The sequence below is a fragment of the Streptomyces sp. ATexAB-D23 genome (genome assembly GCF_000373645.1).
Taxonomy (GTDB): domain Bacteria; phylum Actinomycetota; class Actinomycetes; order Streptomycetales; family Streptomycetaceae; genus Streptomyces; species Streptomyces castrisilvae.
In genome coordinates this window covers 387,476-404,982 of record NZ_KB892002.1, presented here as the reverse complement: position 1 = coordinate 404,982, position 17,507 = coordinate 387,476, and the positions used below count along the sequence as shown (strand labels likewise).

Annotated in this window: 17 protein-coding genes; 11 read left to right on the top strand and 6 right to left on the bottom strand. The window is 71.1% G+C overall.

The genetic code is table 11. From position 1 onward, the window contains the following. Nucleotides 1–27 precede the first annotated feature (27 nt). The 5 genes from B082_RS0104190 to groL all read left to right on the top strand — a co-directional run bounded on the left by B082_RS0104190 (nt 28) and on the right by groL (nt 4,528). Nucleotides 28–693, top strand: coding sequence for a hypothetical protein (locus B082_RS0104190; protein ID WP_018550564.1), 666 nt, complete (start codon nt 28–30; stop codon nt 691–693). A 97-nt stretch (nt 694–790) separates the two neighbouring features. Continuing rightward, nucleotides 791–1,156 (top strand): hypothetical protein, encoded by a 366-nt coding sequence (locus B082_RS0104185; RefSeq protein WP_018550563.1) that lies wholly within the window; start codon nt 791–793, stop codon nt 1,154–1,156. Between the two features lie 101 nt (nt 1,157–1,257). Continuing rightward, nucleotides 1,258–2,277 (top strand): polysaccharide deacetylase family protein, encoded by a 1,020-nt coding sequence (locus B082_RS0104180; RefSeq protein WP_420707666.1) that lies wholly within the window; start codon nt 1,258–1,260, stop codon nt 2,275–2,277. 217 nt (nt 2,278–2,494) lie between these two features. Then, the gene (gene groES, locus B082_RS0104175; RefSeq protein WP_018101172.1) at nt 2,495–2,803 is read left to right on the top strand and encodes a co-chaperone GroES; all 309 of its coding nucleotides are present in this window, start codon (nt 2,495–2,497) and stop codon (nt 2,801–2,803) included. Between the two features lie 102 nt (nt 2,804–2,905). Then, nucleotides 2,906–4,528, top strand: coding sequence for a chaperonin GroEL (gene groL, locus B082_RS0104170; RefSeq protein ID WP_018550561.1), 1,623 nt, complete (start codon nt 2,906–2,908; stop codon nt 4,526–4,528). A 55-nt stretch (nt 4,529–4,583) separates the two neighbouring features. Here the strand turns inward: groL and B082_RS0104165 are convergent, their stop codons facing one another. Both B082_RS0104165 and B082_RS0104160 read right to left on the bottom strand, forming a co-directional pair. Next, nucleotides 4,584–5,357 carry an SDR family NAD(P)-dependent oxidoreductase gene (locus B082_RS0104165; RefSeq protein WP_018550560.1) on the bottom strand — a complete coding sequence of 258 codons (774 nt, stop codon included), beginning with the start codon at nt 5,355–5,357 and terminating at the stop codon, nt 4,584–4,586. Between the two features lie 60 nt (nt 5,358–5,417). Next, nucleotides 5,418–6,098 carry an MOSC domain-containing protein gene (locus B082_RS0104160; RefSeq protein ID WP_018550559.1) on the bottom strand — a complete coding sequence of 227 codons (681 nt, stop codon included), beginning with the start codon at nt 6,096–6,098 and terminating at the stop codon, nt 5,418–5,420. A gap of 83 nt (nt 6,099–6,181) precedes the next feature. On the opposite strand from B082_RS0104160, the gene B082_RS0104155 reads away from it, so the two are divergent. After that, entirely contained in the window at nt 6,182–7,072 is an 891-nt protein-coding gene (locus B082_RS0104155; RefSeq protein WP_018550558.1) for a LysR family transcriptional regulator, read from the top strand. Nucleotides 7,073–7,170: 98 nt separating this feature from the next. Here B082_RS0104155 and B082_RS0104150 read toward each other — a convergent pair whose 3' ends face one another. After that, nucleotides 7,171–7,497 carry a WhiB family transcriptional regulator gene (locus B082_RS0104150; protein WP_018550557.1) on the bottom strand — a complete coding sequence of 109 codons (327 nt, stop codon included), beginning with the start codon at nt 7,495–7,497 and terminating at the stop codon, nt 7,171–7,173. 445 nt (nt 7,498–7,942) lie between these two features. Here B082_RS0104150 and B082_RS0104145 point away from each other — a divergent pair, with 445 nt between their 5' ends. The 4 genes from B082_RS0104145 to B082_RS0104130 all read left to right on the top strand — a co-directional run bounded on the left by B082_RS0104145 (nt 7,943) and on the right by B082_RS0104130 (nt 12,244). Beyond that, nucleotides 7,943–8,554: a response regulator transcription factor gene (locus B082_RS0104145; RefSeq protein WP_003948568.1), complete on the top strand. Its 612-nt coding sequence runs from the start codon at nt 7,943–7,945 to the stop codon at nt 8,552–8,554. Nucleotides 8,555–8,811: 257 nt separating this feature from the next. After that, complete coding sequence (locus tag B082_RS0104140; RefSeq protein WP_018550556.1) at nt 8,812–9,384, top strand: sigma-70 family RNA polymerase sigma factor; 573 nt, start codon at nt 8,812–8,814, stop codon at nt 9,382–9,384. Nucleotides 9,385–9,511: 127 nt separating this feature from the next. Next, nucleotides 9,512–11,014 carry an IMP dehydrogenase gene (guaB, locus tag B082_RS0104135; RefSeq protein WP_026249415.1) on the top strand — a complete coding sequence of 501 codons (1,503 nt, stop codon included), beginning with the start codon at nt 9,512–9,514 and terminating at the stop codon, nt 11,012–11,014. A 105-nt stretch (nt 11,015–11,119) separates the two neighbouring features. Next, the gene (locus B082_RS0104130; RefSeq protein ID WP_018550554.1) at nt 11,120–12,244 is read left to right on the top strand and encodes a GuaB3 family IMP dehydrogenase-related protein; all 1,125 of its coding nucleotides are present in this window, start codon (nt 11,120–11,122) and stop codon (nt 12,242–12,244) included. An 83-nt stretch (nt 12,245–12,327) separates the two neighbouring features. Here the strand turns inward: B082_RS0104130 and B082_RS0104125 are convergent, their stop codons facing one another. Together B082_RS0104125 and B082_RS0104120 are read right to left on the bottom strand one after the other, a co-directional pair. Beyond that, nucleotides 12,328–12,885 (bottom strand): hypothetical protein, encoded by a 558-nt coding sequence (locus B082_RS0104125; protein ID WP_018550553.1) that lies wholly within the window; start codon nt 12,883–12,885, stop codon nt 12,328–12,330. A 122-nt stretch (nt 12,886–13,007) separates the two neighbouring features. After that, nucleotides 13,008–14,270: a nucleotide sugar dehydrogenase gene (locus tag B082_RS0104120; protein ID WP_018550552.1), complete on the bottom strand. Its 1,263-nt coding sequence runs from the start codon at nt 14,268–14,270 to the stop codon at nt 13,008–13,010. 246 nt (nt 14,271–14,516) lie between these two features. Between B082_RS0104120 and B082_RS0104115 the strand changes: the two genes are divergently transcribed. Continuing rightward, a complete protein-coding gene (locus tag B082_RS0104115; protein WP_018550551.1) occupies nt 14,517–16,223 on the top strand; it encodes a glycerol-3-phosphate dehydrogenase/oxidase in 1,707 nt (568 codons plus the stop codon). A 156-nt stretch (nt 16,224–16,379) separates the two neighbouring features. Here the strand turns inward: B082_RS0104115 and B082_RS0104110 are convergent, their stop codons facing one another. Then, nucleotides 16,380–17,465 carry a serine hydrolase domain-containing protein gene (locus B082_RS0104110; RefSeq protein ID WP_018550550.1) on the bottom strand — a complete coding sequence of 362 codons (1,086 nt, stop codon included), beginning with the start codon at nt 17,463–17,465 and terminating at the stop codon, nt 16,380–16,382. Between the last annotated feature and the right edge of the window lie 42 nt (nt 17,466–17,507).

Below are 17,507 nucleotides of genomic sequence, written 5' to 3'. Positions count from 1 at the left end.
GGGGGGACGCTCGATAGGGTCGGGGCCATGCCCCCTCGCTCGGCGCTGCCGCCGCCCCCGCCGCCCGTGGAGATACGCGCCTGGCCCGACCGCGAGGCGCTGCTCGCCGACCGGGCCTATCTGCTCGGCGTACTGGTCAGGATGCACATCGGCCCCGGCCGGCTCGGGCTGCTGTGGCTGTGGGGGCTGCTCGGCGCGCTCGGGTGGTCACTGATCGGGACGGCCCTCATCGCGTTCGAGGACACCTACGACTTCTTCAGCGCCGTCTTCGGCGTGGTCCTGTTCGCCATGGGCGCCGCCTGCCTGGTGCCCGCGGTGGTCCTGGTCGCGGCCGGGGTGCGCCGCGACACGGCGGTGCGCCGGCTGCTGGAGCGGTGGGGCGAGCTGGACCGGGACCCGGCCCGGGACGCCCTGCTCCGGCTGCCGGGCACGAGCCTGGTGTGGCTGCTGCCGTCCTTCGTGCTGTGCGCGCTCGGGCTGTACGCCTGCGTCGTCGTGCCCGCCGGAGCGGTCCGGGGCCAGGACACCTACGGGCTGATGGCGCTGATCATGGGCCTCGGATTCCTCACCTGGATCGTCGGCCTCATCGGCATCGTCAAGGCCTTCTGGCACCGGCGCTGGATTCTCCGGACGCTGGCCGGGGGCACCGCGCCGGGACCACTGATCTCCGCGGGCGGCGGCGCACACCGCTGAGCCCCGGCATCCGATCCAGTGCCGCGTCGGGCAGCACTAGTCTTGGCGTGTACACGGATAGCGCCGTGTCCGACGTGATGCAGGGGGAGGGCGTTTCATGGAGTGGTACTGGTGGGTGCTCATCATCTTCTGGACGGGCGGCTTCGGCTGGCTCGCCGACAACATCCGCACCGCGCTGCGCAACCGGCACACCCGCAGGCTGGAGCTGCTGGAGGCCGGGCGGCAGGAACGGCTCGCGGTCGAGGCCGCCAACAAGCCGCCCGAGCCCGTCTGCGGCTGCACGCACCACCTCGCCAAGCACGACAAGCAGGGCAAGTGCCATGAGCGGGTCGAGCTGCCGACCGCCTGGGACGAGCAGAAGAAGCCCGTCCGCTTCGAATCGGGCCGGTGCAACTGCCAGCAGTACGTCGGCCCTCAGCCCCTCTCCCAGGTGTACGCCGAGGACCTGACCGATCTCGCGTGACGCATTCGGCCGCCCCCGTGTGAGCCACCCGGGGGGACCGTGCGGACCCGGCGGCGGTGTCGGGCCCGATGCCCTTTCACGTCCTGGCAATATGCGGCGCCATGCAGCCAGTACGACAAAAGGACAAATTGGCCATGAATGGGCGCAGACCGGGTGCGGTGACGGGCGGGCGGCAACGGGGGCGACGGGGACGGGGCCACCTGCGGCGCCGGCCGGGCCACGCGGTCCTGGCCGCGCTCCTGGTCGTCGCAGCCGCCTCCGGCTGCGCGGCCGAGGCCGGCGACACGGGGACCGGGCAGGGCGCGAAGCTCCAGGCCGGGCAGCCGGGCGCGCCCGCCGACGCCCCGGCCGCCGGAGCGCTGGGCACCCGCGCCGCGCAGGCGGAGCGGGCCAAGCTCGCCCAGGCCGCCCGCGCGGTCGCCGCCAAGAAGTGGGGCCTGGCGAGCACCCCGCTCGCGCCGCCCGCACCGCCCGCCGTGAAGCCGCACATCACCACCCGCAAGGGCTTCGAGGTCGAGGGCCAGGACGACTCGCTGCCGCCGGTCTTCACCACGGTCCCCACCAAGGACAAGGTCGTCTTCCTCACCATGGACGACGGTGACGACAAGGACCCCGAGCTGCTGAAGATGATGTCGGAGCTGAACATCCCGTACAGCGCCTTCCTCAGCGACTACCTGGTGCGCGACAACTACACGTACTTCAAGGACGCCGAGGCGCGCGGGGTCACGCTCAACAACCACACGCTCAACCACCGCTACATGCCCGGTCTCTCCTACGGGGAGCAGAAGCGCGAGATCTGCGACCAGCAGAACATCATCGAGAAGCAGTTCGGCAAGCGGCCCCGGCTCTTCCGCCCGCCGTACGGCAACTACAACACCGACACCCTGAAGATCGCCAAGTCCTGCGGCATCACCGCCGTGCCGCTCTGGGCCGAGGAGGCGTTCCCCGACCACATGGAGTGGCGCGAGGAGGACCTCGACCTGCACCCCGGCGACATCATCCTCACCCACTTCCGGGGCAAGAAGGACTGGAAGGGCAGCATGCCCGACCTGATCCGGTCCGTCATGAAGACCGTCACGGACAAGGGGTACGCGGTGGCCCGGCTGGAGGACTACGTGTGAGAAGGGCGTGGCCCGGATCCGCCACGAGAGGCGTGAATTGGCACTCCGCTTGACCGAGTGCTAATCACGGTCATAGTCTCAGTGCTGGCACTCCCCACTGGAGAGTGCCAGCAGTACTGTGCGACCGGCAGGTCCGGCACCCGCGACGACGGGCTCACCTGGTCGCCATCCAAAGACTGTTAAACCCCGTGAGATCTCCGAAGGGGGAGACCGGATCGTGTCGACCGCCAGCTCCAAGGTTGCGATCAAGCCGCTTGAGGACCGCATTGTGGTCCAGCCGCTCGACGCCGAGCAGACCACGGCCTCCGGCCTGGTTATTCCGGACACCGCGAAGGAGAAGCCCCAGGAGGGCGTCGTCCTGGCCGTGGGTCCGGGCCGCTTCGAGAACGGCGAGCGCCTTCCGCTCGACGTCAAGACCGGCGATGTCGTGCTGTACAGCAAGTACGGCGGCACCGAGGTGAAGTACAACGGCGAGGAGTACCTCGTCCTCTCGGCTCGCGACGTGCTCGCGATCATCGAGAAGTAGTTCACTCACCGTTTGCTTCTGTTCTGCGCCCCTGGCCCCCAGCGAGATGACTAGCCGGGCGGCAGGGGCGCAGTTCTTGTTTCGAGAGGACAGTTCAGCTCCATGGCGAAGATCCTGAAGTTCGACGAGGACGCCCGTCGCGCCCTTGAGCGCGGCGTCAACAAGCTTGCCGACACGGTGAAGGTGACGATCGGCCCCAAGGGCCGCAACGTCGTCATCGACAAGAAGTTCGGTGCTCCCACCATCACCAACGACGGTGTCACCATCGCGCGCGAGGTCGAGCTGGACGACCCGTACGAGAACCTCGGTGCGCAGCTGGTGAAGGAGGTGGCGACCAAGACCAACGACGTGGCCGGTGACGGTACGACCACCGCCACCGTGCTCGCCCAGGCGCTCGTCCGCGAGGGTCTGCGCAACGTCGCCGCAGGTGCCTCCCCGGCCGCCCTGAAGAAGGGCATCGACGCCGCGGTCAAGGCCGTCTCCGAGGAGCTCCTCGCGACCGCCCGCCCGATCGACGACAAGTCCGACATCGCCGCCGTCGCCGCGCTCTCCGCGCAGGACGCCCAGGTCGGCGAGCTCATCGCGGACGCGATGGACAAGGTCGGCAAGGACGGTGTCATCACCGTCGAGGAGTCCAACACCTTCGGTCTGGACCTCGACTTCACCGAGGGCATGGCCTTCGACAAGGGCTACCTGTCGCCGTACATGGTGACCGACCAGGAGCGTATGGAGGCCGTCCTCGACGACCCGTACATCCTGATCCACCAGGGCAAGATCGGCTCGATCCAGGAGCTGCTGCCGCTCCTGGAGAAGGTCATCCAGGCCGGTGGCTCCAAGCCGCTGCTGATCATCGCCGAGGACGTCGAGGGCGAGGCGCTGTCGACCCTGGTCGTCAACAAGATCCGCGGCACGTTCAACGCCGTCGCCGTGAAGGCCCCCGGCTTCGGTGACCGCCGCAAGGCCATGCTCGGTGACATCGCCACCCTCACCGGTGCGACCGTCATCGCCGAGGAGGTCGGCCTCAAGCTCGACCAGGCCGGCCTGGACGTGCTGGGCACCGCCCGCCGCGTGACCGTCTCCAAGGACGACACCACCATCGTCGACGGTGGCGGCAAGTCCGACGAGGTCGCCGGCCGGGTCAACCAGATCAAGGCCGAGATCGACGCCACGGACTCCGACTGGGACCGCGAGAAGCTCCAGGAGCGCCTGGCGAAGCTGGCCGGCGGTGTCTGCGTGATCCGCGTCGGTGCCGCCACCGAGGTGGAGCTCAAGGAGAAGAAGCACCGTCTGGAGGACGCCATCTCCGCGACCCGCGCCGCGGTCGAGGAGGGCATCGTCTCCGGTGGTGGCTCCGCTCTCGTCCACGCCGTCAAGGTCCTGGAGGGCAACCTCGACAAGACCGGCGACGAGGCCACCGGTGTCGCGGTCGTGCGCCGCGCCGCCGTCGAGCCGCTCCGCTGGATCGCGGAGAACGCGGGCCTGGAGGGCTACGTCATCACCTCCAAGGTCGCCGAGCTGGACAAGGGCCAGGGCTTCAACGCCGCGACCGGCGAGTACGGCGACCTGGTGAAGGCCGGCGTCATCGACCCGGTCAAGGTCACCCGCTCCGCCCTGGAGAACGCCGCCTCCATCGCGTCGCTGCTGCTCACGACCGAGACCCTGGTCGTCGAGAAGCCGGCCGAGGAGGAGCCGGAGGCCGGTCACAGCCACGGCCACTCCCACTAGTACACAGCGAAAGGCCCGGTACCCCTCGTGGGGTGCCGGGCCTTTCGTGTGTGGGTCACTGGGGCCCGTACTTGCGGCCCGTCCGGGAGGTCACGCCTCCGAGCAGCCCGCGCGGGGCCACCTTCACCAGCCCCATCAGCGCCTTGTAGCGGGGATCGGGGATGGACAGGGACTTGCCGCGGGCCAGGTCCGCGAGCGCCGTGGCCACCAGCTTGTCGGCGTCGAGCCACATCCAGCCCGGGATGTTGCCCGTGCCCATCCCGGCCCGCTGGTGGAACTCCGTCCGTACGAAGCCGGGGCAGAGCGCCATCATCCGCACCCCCGAACCCGCCAGGTCCCTCGCCGCGCCCTGGGTGAACTGCACGACCCACGCCTTGGACGCCCCGTACGTACCGCGCGGCACGAACGCCGCGACCGAGGCCACGTTGACGATCCCGCCCCTGCCGCGTTCCTTCATGCCGGCCGCGGCCGCCGAGGTCAGCCGCAGGACCGCCTCGCAGTGCACCTTCAGCATCGTCAGCTCGTCGGCCATGGGCACGTCGAGGAAGCTGCCCTTGTTGCCGAACCCGGCGTTGTTGACCAGGAGATCGACCGGCTGGAGGCGGTCACCGATCCGGTCCTCGACCGCGCCGATCCCCTGGTCCGTGGACAGGTCGGCGGTCAGCACCTCGGCCTCGATGCCGTGCCGGTCGTGCAGCTCGGTGGCCTGCTCCCGCAGCCGGCCGGTGTCGCGGGCCACCAGGACGAGGTTGTGCCCGTCGGCCGCGAGCCGCCGTGCGAAGGCGGCCCCGATGCCCGCGGTCGCGCCCGTAATCAGTGCAGTCGTCATACGCGGCACGTTAGAGCATCCGGAATCGGCTGTTCACGGCGCTCTCGCCGCCCCGCGCACTCAGGAAGCGGCCGGCTCCGCCTCGTAGGCGCGCGCCTTCCGCAGCGCCTCGGGGTGCAGCGCGTCGCCGGCCGGCAGGAGCAGCGGCAGCAGGTCGCGCCGGGTCGTCACCGCCCGGAACTGGAGCTCCACCGTCACCCCGTGGTCCGGCCGGTGCACGATCTCGACCGGGTCCCCGGCCCGGACGGAGCCCGGGGTGACGACCCGGAAGTACGCCCCGGGGGCCGCCGCCTGCGTGAACCGCTTGAGCCAGCGCGCCTCGCCGATGTGGCCGGCGAACGTACGGCACGGAATCCGGCCCGATGTGACCTCCAGGACCAGGTCGGCACCGATCCGCCAGCGCTCACCGATCAGCGCGCCGCTGACCCGCAGTCCGGCCGTGGTCAGGTTCTCGCCGAACGAGCCGTTGGGCAGCGGGCGTCCCAGCTCCCGTTCCCACGCGTCGAGTTCCTCGCGGGCGAAGGCGTAGACCGCCTGGTGCGAGCCGCCGTGGTAGCGCAGGTCGCACACCGCGTCCCCGGCGAGACCGCTGCCGCCCTCACCCTCGGGCCCCGGGTCGCAGACCCGCACCGGCCCCTCGACGGGGCGTTTGTCGATCCCGGTCATACCGCCCGGGGCGTTGGTGTAGGACGCCGCCGTGGGACGCCCCGCGTTCACGGTCAGCACTGTCGTCGCGGTCATACCCGAACGCTAGACCAGCCCCCTACCCAAAGGCATATGCAAATAATTCGCCCATGCCCCCAAGAATCGCTTATGATCGAGGGGTGATCGAAGCCCGCCACCTCCGCGTCCTGCGCGCCGTGTCCACCACCGGCTCGTTCTCCGCCGCCGCCCGTGAACTGGGCTGCACCCAGCCCGCCGTCAGCCAGCAGATGAAGGCCCTGGAGTCCTCCGCCGGAACCACGCTGCTGATCCGCACGGGCCGCGAGATGCGGCTGACACAGGCGGGCGAGGCCCTTGTGCGTCACGCCTCGGGCATCCTCGCCGGGCTCACCGCGGCCGAGGAGGAGGTCGCCGCGATCGCGGGGCTGCGGGCCGGCCGGGTCCGCCTGGTCTCGTTCCCGAGCGGCAGTTCGTCCCTGGTCCCCGGTGCCCTCGCCGCGCTGCGCGCCGAACACCCCGGCACGCGGGTCTCGCTGGTCGAGGCCGAGCCGCCCCGGTCGGTGGAGATGCTGCGCGACGGCGACTGCGACATCGCGCTCGCCTTCCGGTACGGCGAACCGGGCGCCGAGTGGGACGACCTGGTGGTGCGCCCGCTGCTCACCGACCGGCTGACCGGCCTCGTCCCCGAGGGGCACGCGCTGGCGGGCCGGGAGGAGGTGGGCATCGCCGAACTCGCGGGGGAGTCCTGGATCGCCGGGTGCCCCCGGTGCCGCAGGCAGCTCGTGGAGGTGTGCGAGGAGTCCGGCTTCACCCCCCGCATCGACTTCGCCACCGATGACTATCCGGCGGTGATCGGCCTGGTCGGCGCGGGTCTGGGCGTGGCGGTGCTGCCGGCGCTGGCGATCGAGTCGGTGCGCCCGATGGGCGCCAGGACCGTCACGGTGGAGCCGGCCATCGAGCGCGAGATCGTCGCGCTGACCCTGCCCGACCTGGCGCGGGTCCCGGCCGTGGCGGCGACCCTGGACCAGCTGTCCCTGGCCGCGGCCCGCTGAGGCCGCGCCTGCGGGGCGGCGGGGTGGGGCGGCGTTGTGGGGCGATGGGGTGGGGTGATGAAGAAACGTTTCTGTTGTGGTGTGGGCCGGGCGGGGGATCAGCCGTGGCCGGGCGGGGACGAGGGGGCCGCCGCCGAGATCAGCCGGTTGCGGGCGCGTCCCATCAGTTCCTCGCGCTCGTCCTCGGTCAGTCCGCCCCAGACGCCGTAGGGCTCGCGCACGGCCAGCGCGTGCGCCGCGCACTCGGCGCGTACCGGGCACCGCATGCAGACCTCCTTCGCGGAGGTCTCGCGGGCGCTGCGGGCGGCCCCGCGTTCCCCCTCGGGGTGGAAGAACAGCGAGCTGTCGACCCCGCGGCAGGCTGCCAGCAGCTGCCAGTCCCACAGATCGGCGTTGGGTCCGGGAAGGCGGGAGAAATCGGCCATTGCTTGTCCCCTCGAAACCGTGCTGAGTCGGAAACGTCGTTGTCGTTCGTCGTGGACCGGATGCGTCGTGGGTGGGTGCTCGTCGATGACCGCGTACAAAACCGTACATCTACGGTGTTAGTAGATGTAAATATGACTGGTTGCGAATCTAGCCACAGACACCAGCAAAAGGGAAGAAATCCCGCTAAATGGGGCATAGGTTCATCAGAAGTTTCGGTTGACGACTGGACGACCCGTGGCGTTCTGCTCCGTGTGCGCGTCCTCACGTAGAGTGCCGAACTCGGTCTTCCAACCCGTAACTCTTTCGAGTGACCATCGTTGAGAGTGCGGAGGCGGTTGGCAGAAAGAGCGATCGGGCAGATGTCCGAGAGCGTCAACCGCACAGGTGACGACTTGTAACAGCCTGGAGGCTCAAGGTGACGCGCATCAGCTGCGGAGGGCGGTCATGACATCCGTCCTCGTCTGCGACGACTCCCCGCTTGCCCGAGAAGCGCTCCGTCGCGCGGTCGCGACCGTGCCCGGCGTCGAGCGTGTGACGACGGCCGCCAACGGCGAGGAAGTCCTCCGCCGCTGGGGTGCCGACCGTTCGGATCTGATTCTCATGGACGTACGCATGCCCGGCCTCGGGGGGGTGGAGACGGTCCGACGGCTGCTTTCCGCCGACCCCGGCGCCCGGATCATCATGCTGACCGTCGCCGAGGACCTGGACGGCGTCGCGCTGGCGGTCGCCGCCGGCGCCCGCGGATATCTGCACAAGGACGCCTCCCGGGCCGAGCTCCGGGCGACCGTCACCCAGGCCCTGGCGGACCCGACGTGGCGGCTCGCCCCACGCCGGCTGCGCTCGGCCGAGATGGGTGCGGCGCCCACGCTCACCGCGCGTGAGATCCAGGTCCTCGAAGGGATGAGCCACGGCCGCTCCAACGCGGAGATCGGCCGCGAGCTGTTCCTCTCCGAGGACACGGTGAAGACGCACGCCCGGCGGCTGTTCAAGAAGCTCGGCGCCTCGGACCGGGCGCACGCGGTGGCACTCGGCTTCCGCTGGGGCCTGGTCCGCTGACGGCAGGCCCGGCCGGCGGCCCCGGACGGGGGTGCGGCGCGAGCCGTACCCCGCCGGCGGAGCCCGCCGCCCAGGCGGTATGTGACGCTTCCCGGCCGATGCCGCATCCTTGAGACGTGGAGTTCCTCGGGAACGATTCGGTCGAGCGGAAGGGGAGGGCGCAGGACATGACTTCCGGCGCACCCGCTCATAACGCTTCGGTGCACAACTACGGACGCGGTGCCGCGGATGACGCGGGGCCGGGGCACCATGGTCCGATGCGCGACGACGGAACGACGGTGATCGGTGCCCTGGTGCACCGGGCCGTCGAGGGCGACGCGCAGGCCACGCACGATCTGCTGGCCCACGTCCACCCACTGGCGCTGCGTTACTGCAGGTCCCGGCTGAGCCGGCTGCCCGGTGACGCCCGCCACTTCGTCGAGGACCTGGCGCAGGAGGTCTGCGTCGCGGTGCTCATGGCCCTGCCGCGCTACAAGGACACGGGCAGACCCTTCGAAGCCTTCGTCTTCGCCATCGCCGGGCACAAGGTGGCCGATCTCCAGCGCGCCGCGATGCGGCACCCGGGATCGACCGTGCCCTCCGACGAGATGCCGGAGCGGCCCGACGATTCGCTCGGCCCGGAAGAACGCGCGCTGCTCAGCAGCGACGCCGCCTGGGCCAAGAAGCTCCTCGCCAACCTCCCGGAGAACCAGCGCGAACTGCTCGTTCTGCGGGTCGCGGTCGGCCTGACCGCCGAGGAGACCGGGCAGATGCTGGGCATGTCGCCGGGTGCCGTACGGGTCGCGCAGCACCGGGCGCTGAGCCGGCTGCGGGCCCTCGCGGAGCAGTGAGCCGGAAATCCGGCCGTGCCGTAGGAAGCTACAGAACCCGCGGGTGATCTTGCCCGTGGAATGAGACGCCTCCAGAGCCCGTTAGCATGGACATCCGCACCGATCAAGGCCATTTGGGGAAGGTGTCATGACTGCAAACGTCGACGGAGTGCCCGAGAAATTCGCGACGCTCGGGCTGACATACGACGACGTGCTGCTGCTGCCGGGCGCATCCGAAGTGCTGCCCAACGCGGTCGACACCTCGACGCTCATCTCGCGCAACGTACGCGTCAACATCCCGCTGCTGTCCGCCGCCATGGACAAGGTGACCGAGGCCCGCATGGCCATCGCCATGGCCCGGCAGGGCGGTGTCGGCGTGCTGCACCGCAACCTCTCGGTCGAGGACCAGGTCAACCAGGTCGACCTGGTCAAGCGGTCCGAGTCCGGCATGGTCACCGACCCGATCACGGTCGGCCCGGACGCCACGCTCGGCGAGGCCGACGCGCTCTGCGCCAAGTTCCGCATCAGCGGCGTCCCGGTCACCGACCCGGCGGGCAAGCTCCTCGGCATCGTCACCAACCGCGACATGGCCTTCGAGTCGGACCGCTCGCGCCAGGTGCGCGAGGTCATGACCCCGATGCCGCTGGTCACCGGGCGGGTCGGCATCTCCGGCGTGGACGCCATGGAGCTGCTGCGCCGCCACAAGATCGAGAAGCTTCCGCTGGTGGACGAGGCGGGTCTGCTCAAGGGCCTCATCACGGTCAAGGACTTCAAGAAGGCCGAGCAGTACCCGAACGCGGCGAAGGACGCCGAGGGCCGGCTGCTCGTCGGCGCGGCCGTCGGCGCCAGCCCGGAGGCGCTGGACCGCGCCCAGGCGCTGGCCGAGGCCGGTGTCGACTTCCTGATCGTGGACACCTCGCACGGCCACAACAGCAACGCCCTCGACTGGATGGCCAAGATCAAGTCGGCCGTCCGCGTGGACGTCATCGGCGGAAACGTCGCGACCCGCGACGGCGCCCAGGCCCTCGTCGACGCCGGCGTGGACGGCGTCAAGGTGGGCGTGGGACCCGGCTCGATCTGTACCACCCGCGTGGTCGCCGGCATCGGCGTCCCGCAGGTCACCGCGATCTACGAGGCCGCGCTCGCCGCCCGCGCGGCGGGCGTCCCGGTCATCGGGGACGGCGGCCTCCAGTACTCCGGCGATATCGGCAAGGCCCTCGCCGCCGGCGCCGACAGCGTGATGCTGGGCTCGCTCCTCGCGGGCTGCGAGGAGTCGCCGGGCGAGCTGCTCTTCATCAACGGCAAGCAGTTCAAGTCGTACCGAGGCATGGGCTCGCTGGGCGCGATGCAGTCCCGTGGTCAGGGCCGCTCCTACTCCAAGGACCGCTACTTCCAGGCCGAGGTCTCCTCCGACGACAAGCTCGTCCCCGAGGGCATCGAGGGCCAGGTGCCCTATCGCGGCCCGCTGGCCAACGTCCTGCACCAGCTCGTCGGCGGCCTCCGCCAGACGATGGGGTACGTGGGCGCGGCCTCGGTGGACGAGATGGAGAGCAAGGGCCGCTTCGTGCGGATCACCTCGGCGGGCCTCAAGGAGAGCCACCCGCACGACATCCAGATGACGGTCGAAGCGCCGAACTACAGCAGGAAGTAACGCGACAGCGCAGGTGAGGGGCGGTCCGGGGTTCCCGGAACCGCCCCTCACCTGTGTGTCGGGGATACTGGACAGCGCAGACGCAGAGGGAAAGGCCACATCATCGTGACTGAGATCGAGATCGGGCGCGGCAAGCGCGGCCGCCGGGCATACGCATTCGACGACATCGCCGTCGTCCCGAGCCGCCGGACCCGCGACCCGAAGGAGGTCTCGATCGCCTGGCAGATCGACGCCTACCGCTTCGAGCTGCCGTTCCTGGCCGCCCCCATGGACTCCGTGGTGTCCCCGCAGCACGCCATCCGCATCGGCGAGCTGGGCGGTCTCGGTGTGCTCAACCTGGAAGGGCTGTGGACCCGGCACGCCGACCCGCAGCCGCTGCTGGACGAGATCGCCGAGATGCCCGTCGAGTCCGCGACCCGCCGTCTCCAGGAGATCTACTCCGCCCCCATCCAGGAGGAGCTGATCGGGCAGCGCATCAAGGAGGTGCGCGACTCCGGTGTCGTCACCGCCGCCGCGCTCTCCCCGCAGCGCACCGCCCAGTTCTCCAAGGCCGTGGTCGACGCGGGCGTGGACATCTTCGTCATCCGTGGCACGACGGTCTCCGCCGAACACGTCTCGGGCGCGGCCGAGCCGCTGAACCTGAAGCAGTTCATCTACGAGCTGGACGTCCCGGTGATCGTCGGCGGCTGCGCCACGTACACCGCGGCCCTGCACCTGATGCGTACGGGTGCGGCCGGTGTCCTCGTCGGCTTCGGCGGCGGCGCCGCGCACACCACGCGCAACGTCTTCGGCATCCAGGTCCCGATGGCGACCGCGGTCGCCGATGTGGCCGGTGCCCGCCGCGACTACATGGACGAGTCCGGCGGCCGGTACGTGCACGTGATCGCGGACGGCGGCGTCGGCTGGTCCGGCGACCTGCCGAAGGCCATCGCCTGCGGTGCGGACGCCGTGATGATGGGCTCCCCGCTGGCCCGCGCGACGGACGCGCCGGGCCGCGGCCGCCACTGGGGCATGGAGGCCGTCCACGAGGACGTGCCGCGCGGCAAGCTGGTCGACCTCGGCTCGGTCGGGACGACGGAGGAGGTCCTCACCGGTCCTTCGCACTCCCCGGACGGCTCGATGAACATCTTCGGCGCGCTGCGCCGGGCGATGGCGACCACGGGCTACAGCGACCTCAAGGAGTTCCAGCGTGTCGAGGTGACGGTGGCGGACTCGCAGCACAGCCGCTGAGTTCTTCCGTACGCACGCCGGAGGGCCCGGACCGCGCCACGCGGTCCGGGCCCTCCGGCGTGTCTCGGGTGGGTGGACCGGGACTAGTCGGCCGTCTTGCGGGCCGTGGAGAACGCCACCACGGCGGCGATCGCGAAGAAGACGTAGCTCAGGAAGTCGGCGTCTTCCTTCCACACCGTGTTCAGATCGCTGAAGTGGTCGAGGAAGATGTCCGTGACCGAGAGCGGGAGCTGCTTGCTGATGATGATCGCCTCACCCAGCAGCTGGCCGAGGTAGACGCCGACCAGCGCGAAGGCGCCGCTGATGAAGGGCAGAGCGGGGTTGCGCCCGCCGAGCTTGCCGGCGGCGAAGCCGACGATGGCACCGACACCCACGGCCGCGTAGCCGATCTCGTGCTTCGTGGCGCCGATGATCGCGCCGTAGATCCCGGCGGCGACAAGGGCCGCGACGAGCGCGACGACGGCACCGAGCGCGACGTTGCTGCGCTTCGGCGGGACCGGGGCGAACGGCGCGGGGCCGCCGAAGGGGGCGCCGGGCTGCTGACCCGCGAAGGGGGCGCCGGGCTGCTGGCCGGCGAACGGGTTGCCGCCCTGGGGCTGGGCGCCGTAGGGCTGGTTCGGCGGTGGTACGGGCTGGCTCATGCTGGGTTTCTCCCCCTGGGGACGTCTGCGCACTGGTGTGCGATGAGTGACGCCGCAGGCTAGCAGCCGGTTCCGACATCGGCCCACCGGAATCCTTGGGGGAACTGGGCTGAGGGCCGTCATCAGAGCCGGTGGGCGGCTCCGGCGGGGGTCGCTCCGCGGGTGTCCAGGAGGAGTTGGGCCTTCACGGCGAGGCCCTGGAGGTCGTACGTACGGTGGTGCTGGAGCAGCACGGTCAGATCGGCGTGCGCCGCCGCCTCGTACAGTGAATCGGCGCGTGGGACCGGGAGTTCGCGCACCCGCCAGTCCAGGACGTGCGGGTCGTGGTAGCCGATCTGGGCACCCATGTCCATCAGCCGGGTGGCGATCTCCCGGGCGGGGGAGGCCTCCTGGTCGGCGAGGTCGGGCTTGTAGGTGACGCCGAGCAGGAGCACCCGGGCGCCCCGGACGGCCTTTCCGTGTTCGTTGAGGAGGGTGGCGCAGCGCTGGATCACGTACTGCGGCATCCGGTCGTTGATCTCCTGGGCCAGCGAGACCATCCGCAGCGGGGGGCCGGCGGTGCGGGCGTGGTACGGGAGGTGGCCCGGGTCGACCGGGGCGCCGTGGCCGCCGACGCCGGGGCCGGGGCGGAAGGGCTGGAAGCCGAAGGGTTTGGTCTCGGCGCAGCGGATGACGTCCCAGAGGTCGACGCCGAGGTCGTGGCAGAGCACCGCCATCTCGTTGACCAGGGCGATGTTGACGTGCCGGAAGTTGGTCTCCAGGACCTTGGTCATCTCGGCCTCGCGCGGGCCCCGGGCGCGGACGACCTTGTCGGTGAGCCGGCCGTAGAAGGCGGCGGCCGACTCGGTGCAGGCGGGGGTGAGGCCGCCGATGACCTTGGGGGTGTTGGCGTAGACGTGGGCGCGGTTGCCCGGGTCGAGCCGGCTGGGGGAGTGGGCGAGGTGGAAGTCGCGCCCGCCGCGCAGCCCCGAACCCTCTTCGAGGAGGGGGAGCAGGAAGTTCTCCGTGGTGCCCGGGGGGACGGCCGATTCGAGGAGCACGGTGGTGTGCGGGCGCAGCCGGGCGGCCAGGGCGCGGGCGGCGGCGCCGACGGCGCTCAGGTCGAGGGTGCGGTCGGGGCCGAGCGGGGTCGGCGCGCAGATCACGGCGGTACGGACCCGGCCCAGCTCGGCCTGGTCGGTGGTGGGCCGGAACCCTCCCGAGAGCATCCGGCGCACGTCGGACGCGGAGAGTGATCCCTCGACCGGGGTGCGGCCCGCGGCGACCTCGGCGAAGGCCCGGGGGTCGGTGTCGTAGCCGATGGTCTGGATACCGGCGTGGACGGCGGCCTGGGCGAGGGGCAGGCCGAGGTGACCGAGTCCGATGACGGCGAGGTCTGCAGGCACGTGGGTGGCCGCCTTCCCTAAGACCATGAGGACAGAAAGCGCAACCGCTGTGGACAGCGCAATGTCAGACTAGGCGTAAATATGACCTATATGTCGCATTGTGGGGCCCTTGTCGTCGGGGTGTTGTCCACAGGCGGTGGCTGAAGTCGCGGAGCGCGGACAGAATCGATCTGTGGGCACGGGCGCCGACCGCATGGCCGGGGCCGCTTTCCGTGCCGGACCACCCCGATCTACCGGGAGGCAGCAGTGAGGACAGCGACACTGGGACCCGCGCAGCGCGCCGAGGCGCTCGCCGCGATGGCCGAGCGCGAACTGGACGTGCTGGTCGTGGGGGCGGGCGTGGTCGGCGCCGGGACGGCTCTGGACGCGGTCACGAGAGGGCTCTCGACCGGCCTGGTCGAGGCGCGCGACTGGGCGTCCGGCACGTCGAGCAGGTCGAGCAAGCTGATCCACGGCGGGCTGCGCTATCTGGAGATGCTCGACTTCGCCCTCGTACGGGAGGCGCTGAAGGAGCGCGGGCTGCTGCTGGAGCGGCTCGCCCCGCACCTGGTGAAGCCGGTGCCCTTCCTCTACCCGTTGCAGCACAAGGGCTGGGAGCGGCTGTACGCCGGTTCCGGCGTCGCGCTGTACGACGCGATGTCGGTGTCCTCCGGGCACGGCCGGGGCCTTCCCGTGCACCGGCACCTCTCCCGCCGCCGCGCCCTGCGGGTCGCCCCGGCCCTGAAGCGGGACGCCCTGGTGGGGGCCCTTCAGTACTACGACGCCCAGATGGACGACGCCCGCTATGTGGCGACGCTGGTGCGCACCGCCGCCGGATACGGCGCGCACGTGGCCAACCGGGCCAAGGTGGTCGGCTTCCTCCGGGAGGGCGAACGGGTCGTCGGCGTCCGGGTGGAGGACGTCGAGGCCGGCGGCGAGTACGAGGTCAGGGCCAAACAGGTGGTCAACGCCACCGGCGTCTGGACGGACGACACCCAGTCGCTGATCGGTGAGCGCGGCCAGTTCCATGTCCGGGCCTCCAAGGGCATCCACCTGGTCGTCCCCAAGGACCGCATCCACTCCTCGACCGGCCTGATCCTGCGCACCGAGAAGTCCGTGCTCTTCGTCATCCCCTGGGGCCGGCACTGGATCGTGGGCACCACGGACACCGACTGGGACCTGGACAAGGCGCACCCGGCCGCCTCCAGCGCGGACATCGACTATCTGCTGGAACACGTGAACGAGGTCCTGTCCACGCCCCTGACCAGGGACGATGTCGAGGGCGTCTACGCCGGGCTGCGGCCCCTGCTGGCCGGTGAGTCGGACGCCACCAGCAAGCTGTCCCGCGAGCACACCGTGGCCCATCCGGTGCCCGGCCTCGTCGTCGTCGCGGGCGGCAAGTACACGACGTACCGGGTGATGGCGAAGGACGCCGTGGACGAGGCGGTGCACGGGCTCGACCAGCGGGTCGCCGCCTGTGTCACGGAGGACATTCCACTGCTGGGCGCCGAGGGCTACCGCGCCCTGTGGAACGCGCGCGCCAGGATCGCCGCCCGCACCGGCCTCCACGTCGCCCGGGTGGAGCATCTGCTGAACCGGTACGGCTCGATGACCGAGGAGCTGCTGGAGCTGATCGTCGCCGACCCGGTGATGGGCGAACCGCTGCCGGCCGCCGACGACTATCTCAAGGCCGAGATCGTCTACGCCGCCTCGCACGAGGGGGCGCGGCACCTCGACGACGTTCTGACCCGGCGGACCCGGATCTCCATAGAGACCTTCGACCGGGGCGCCCGCTCCGCCCGGCTCTGCGCCGAGCTGATGGCCCCGGTCCTCGGCTGGGACGCGGGGCAGATCGACCGGGAGGTCGCGCACTACGAGAAGCGGGTGGAGGCGGAACGCGAGTCGCAGCGCCAGCCGGACGACCTGACGGCGGACGCGGCGAGGCTGGGCGCGCAAGACATCGTGCCGCTCTGACGGTGGCCGGGCGTGGGGGCGGCCGGGTGTGACGGCGGCCGGGCGAGGGGGGGCAGCCGGGCGAGGAGGCCCCGGGCGGCCGGGCGGGGCCCCGGTCCGGGTCGCCGCTCCGGGCCCCCGCCCCCGCCCTCGGGCCCGCGCCCCCCGCCCTTGCCCTCATCCCGCCCCCCCCGTGCCGGCCCAGCTCGGGCAGAACTCCGCTTCCAGGAGTGCCGGTTCCAGTGTGTCCGCTTCGTCCAGGGTGTCCGTGTCGATGCGGTAGGTCAGGGTGTGCCGGCCGTCACGGGTGGCGGCGGTGCGGACGTAGCTGCCGCTGATGCGGCCGTTGTGGCCCCAGACGGTGACGCCGCAGGACAGGCGCTCCGGGAAGACGCCGAGGCCGTAGAGCCCCTGCGACGCCGAGGTGTCGAGCAGGGCGGACAGCTGAGCCGGCCTCAGCAGCCGTCCGCCCAGCAGGGCCGCGTAGAAGCGGTTCAGGTCGGTGAGCGTGGAGATCAGCTCGCCCGCGGCGCCCGCGGTGCGCGGGTCGAGGGCGGTGACGTCGGTGAGGCGGCCGTCGGCCGGATCGCGCGTGTAGGCCCGGCCGTGCGGTGCGGGCAGGGTGGTGCGGCTGCCGGGGAGGGAGGTGCCGGTGAGGTGGAGGGGGCCGATGACGCGGCGGCGGATCTCGGTCGCGTAGCCGTGGCCGGTGACGCTGCGGACGACGAGGCCGAGGAGGGCGTAATCGGTGTTGGAGTACGTGTAGGTGCCGGGTGCGGCCGTGGGGCGGTGGGCCGTCGCCGTACGGACCGCGGCCGTGGCGGTCAGGGGGTGGGCGGAGGTGTCGTCCGCGTAGTCGTAGAGGCCGCTGGTGTGGCTGAGCAGGGCGCGCAGCGTGATGCGGCGGCCGTCGTTGCCGTGGCCCCGGACCAGTCCGGGCAGGAAGTGCTCGACGGGGTCGGACAGCCGCAGCCTTCCCTCTCCGGCGAGTTGGAGGACGACGACGGCGACGAAGGTCTTGGTGATGCTGCCCGCCCGGAACCGGTCCGCGTAGCGGATGCCGGGGCCCGTCGAACGGTAGGTGTCCCGCGGTGCCGATGAGGCGTCGTGTGCCAGAAGTGCCGCGTCCGGTGCGCCCCCCTGGACGGTGAGCCGGGGAAGGTAGGAGGCTGCGGGAGTGAGGTGTGATTCGCTGGGCAGGGGCCCCGTTCCGAGGCCGCACAACACCAGCACCACCAGGGTGACGAGTGGCGCTCTGCGCATCGGCACGGCTGGAGGTCCCTTCGTCGGGGCCCATCATGGCCG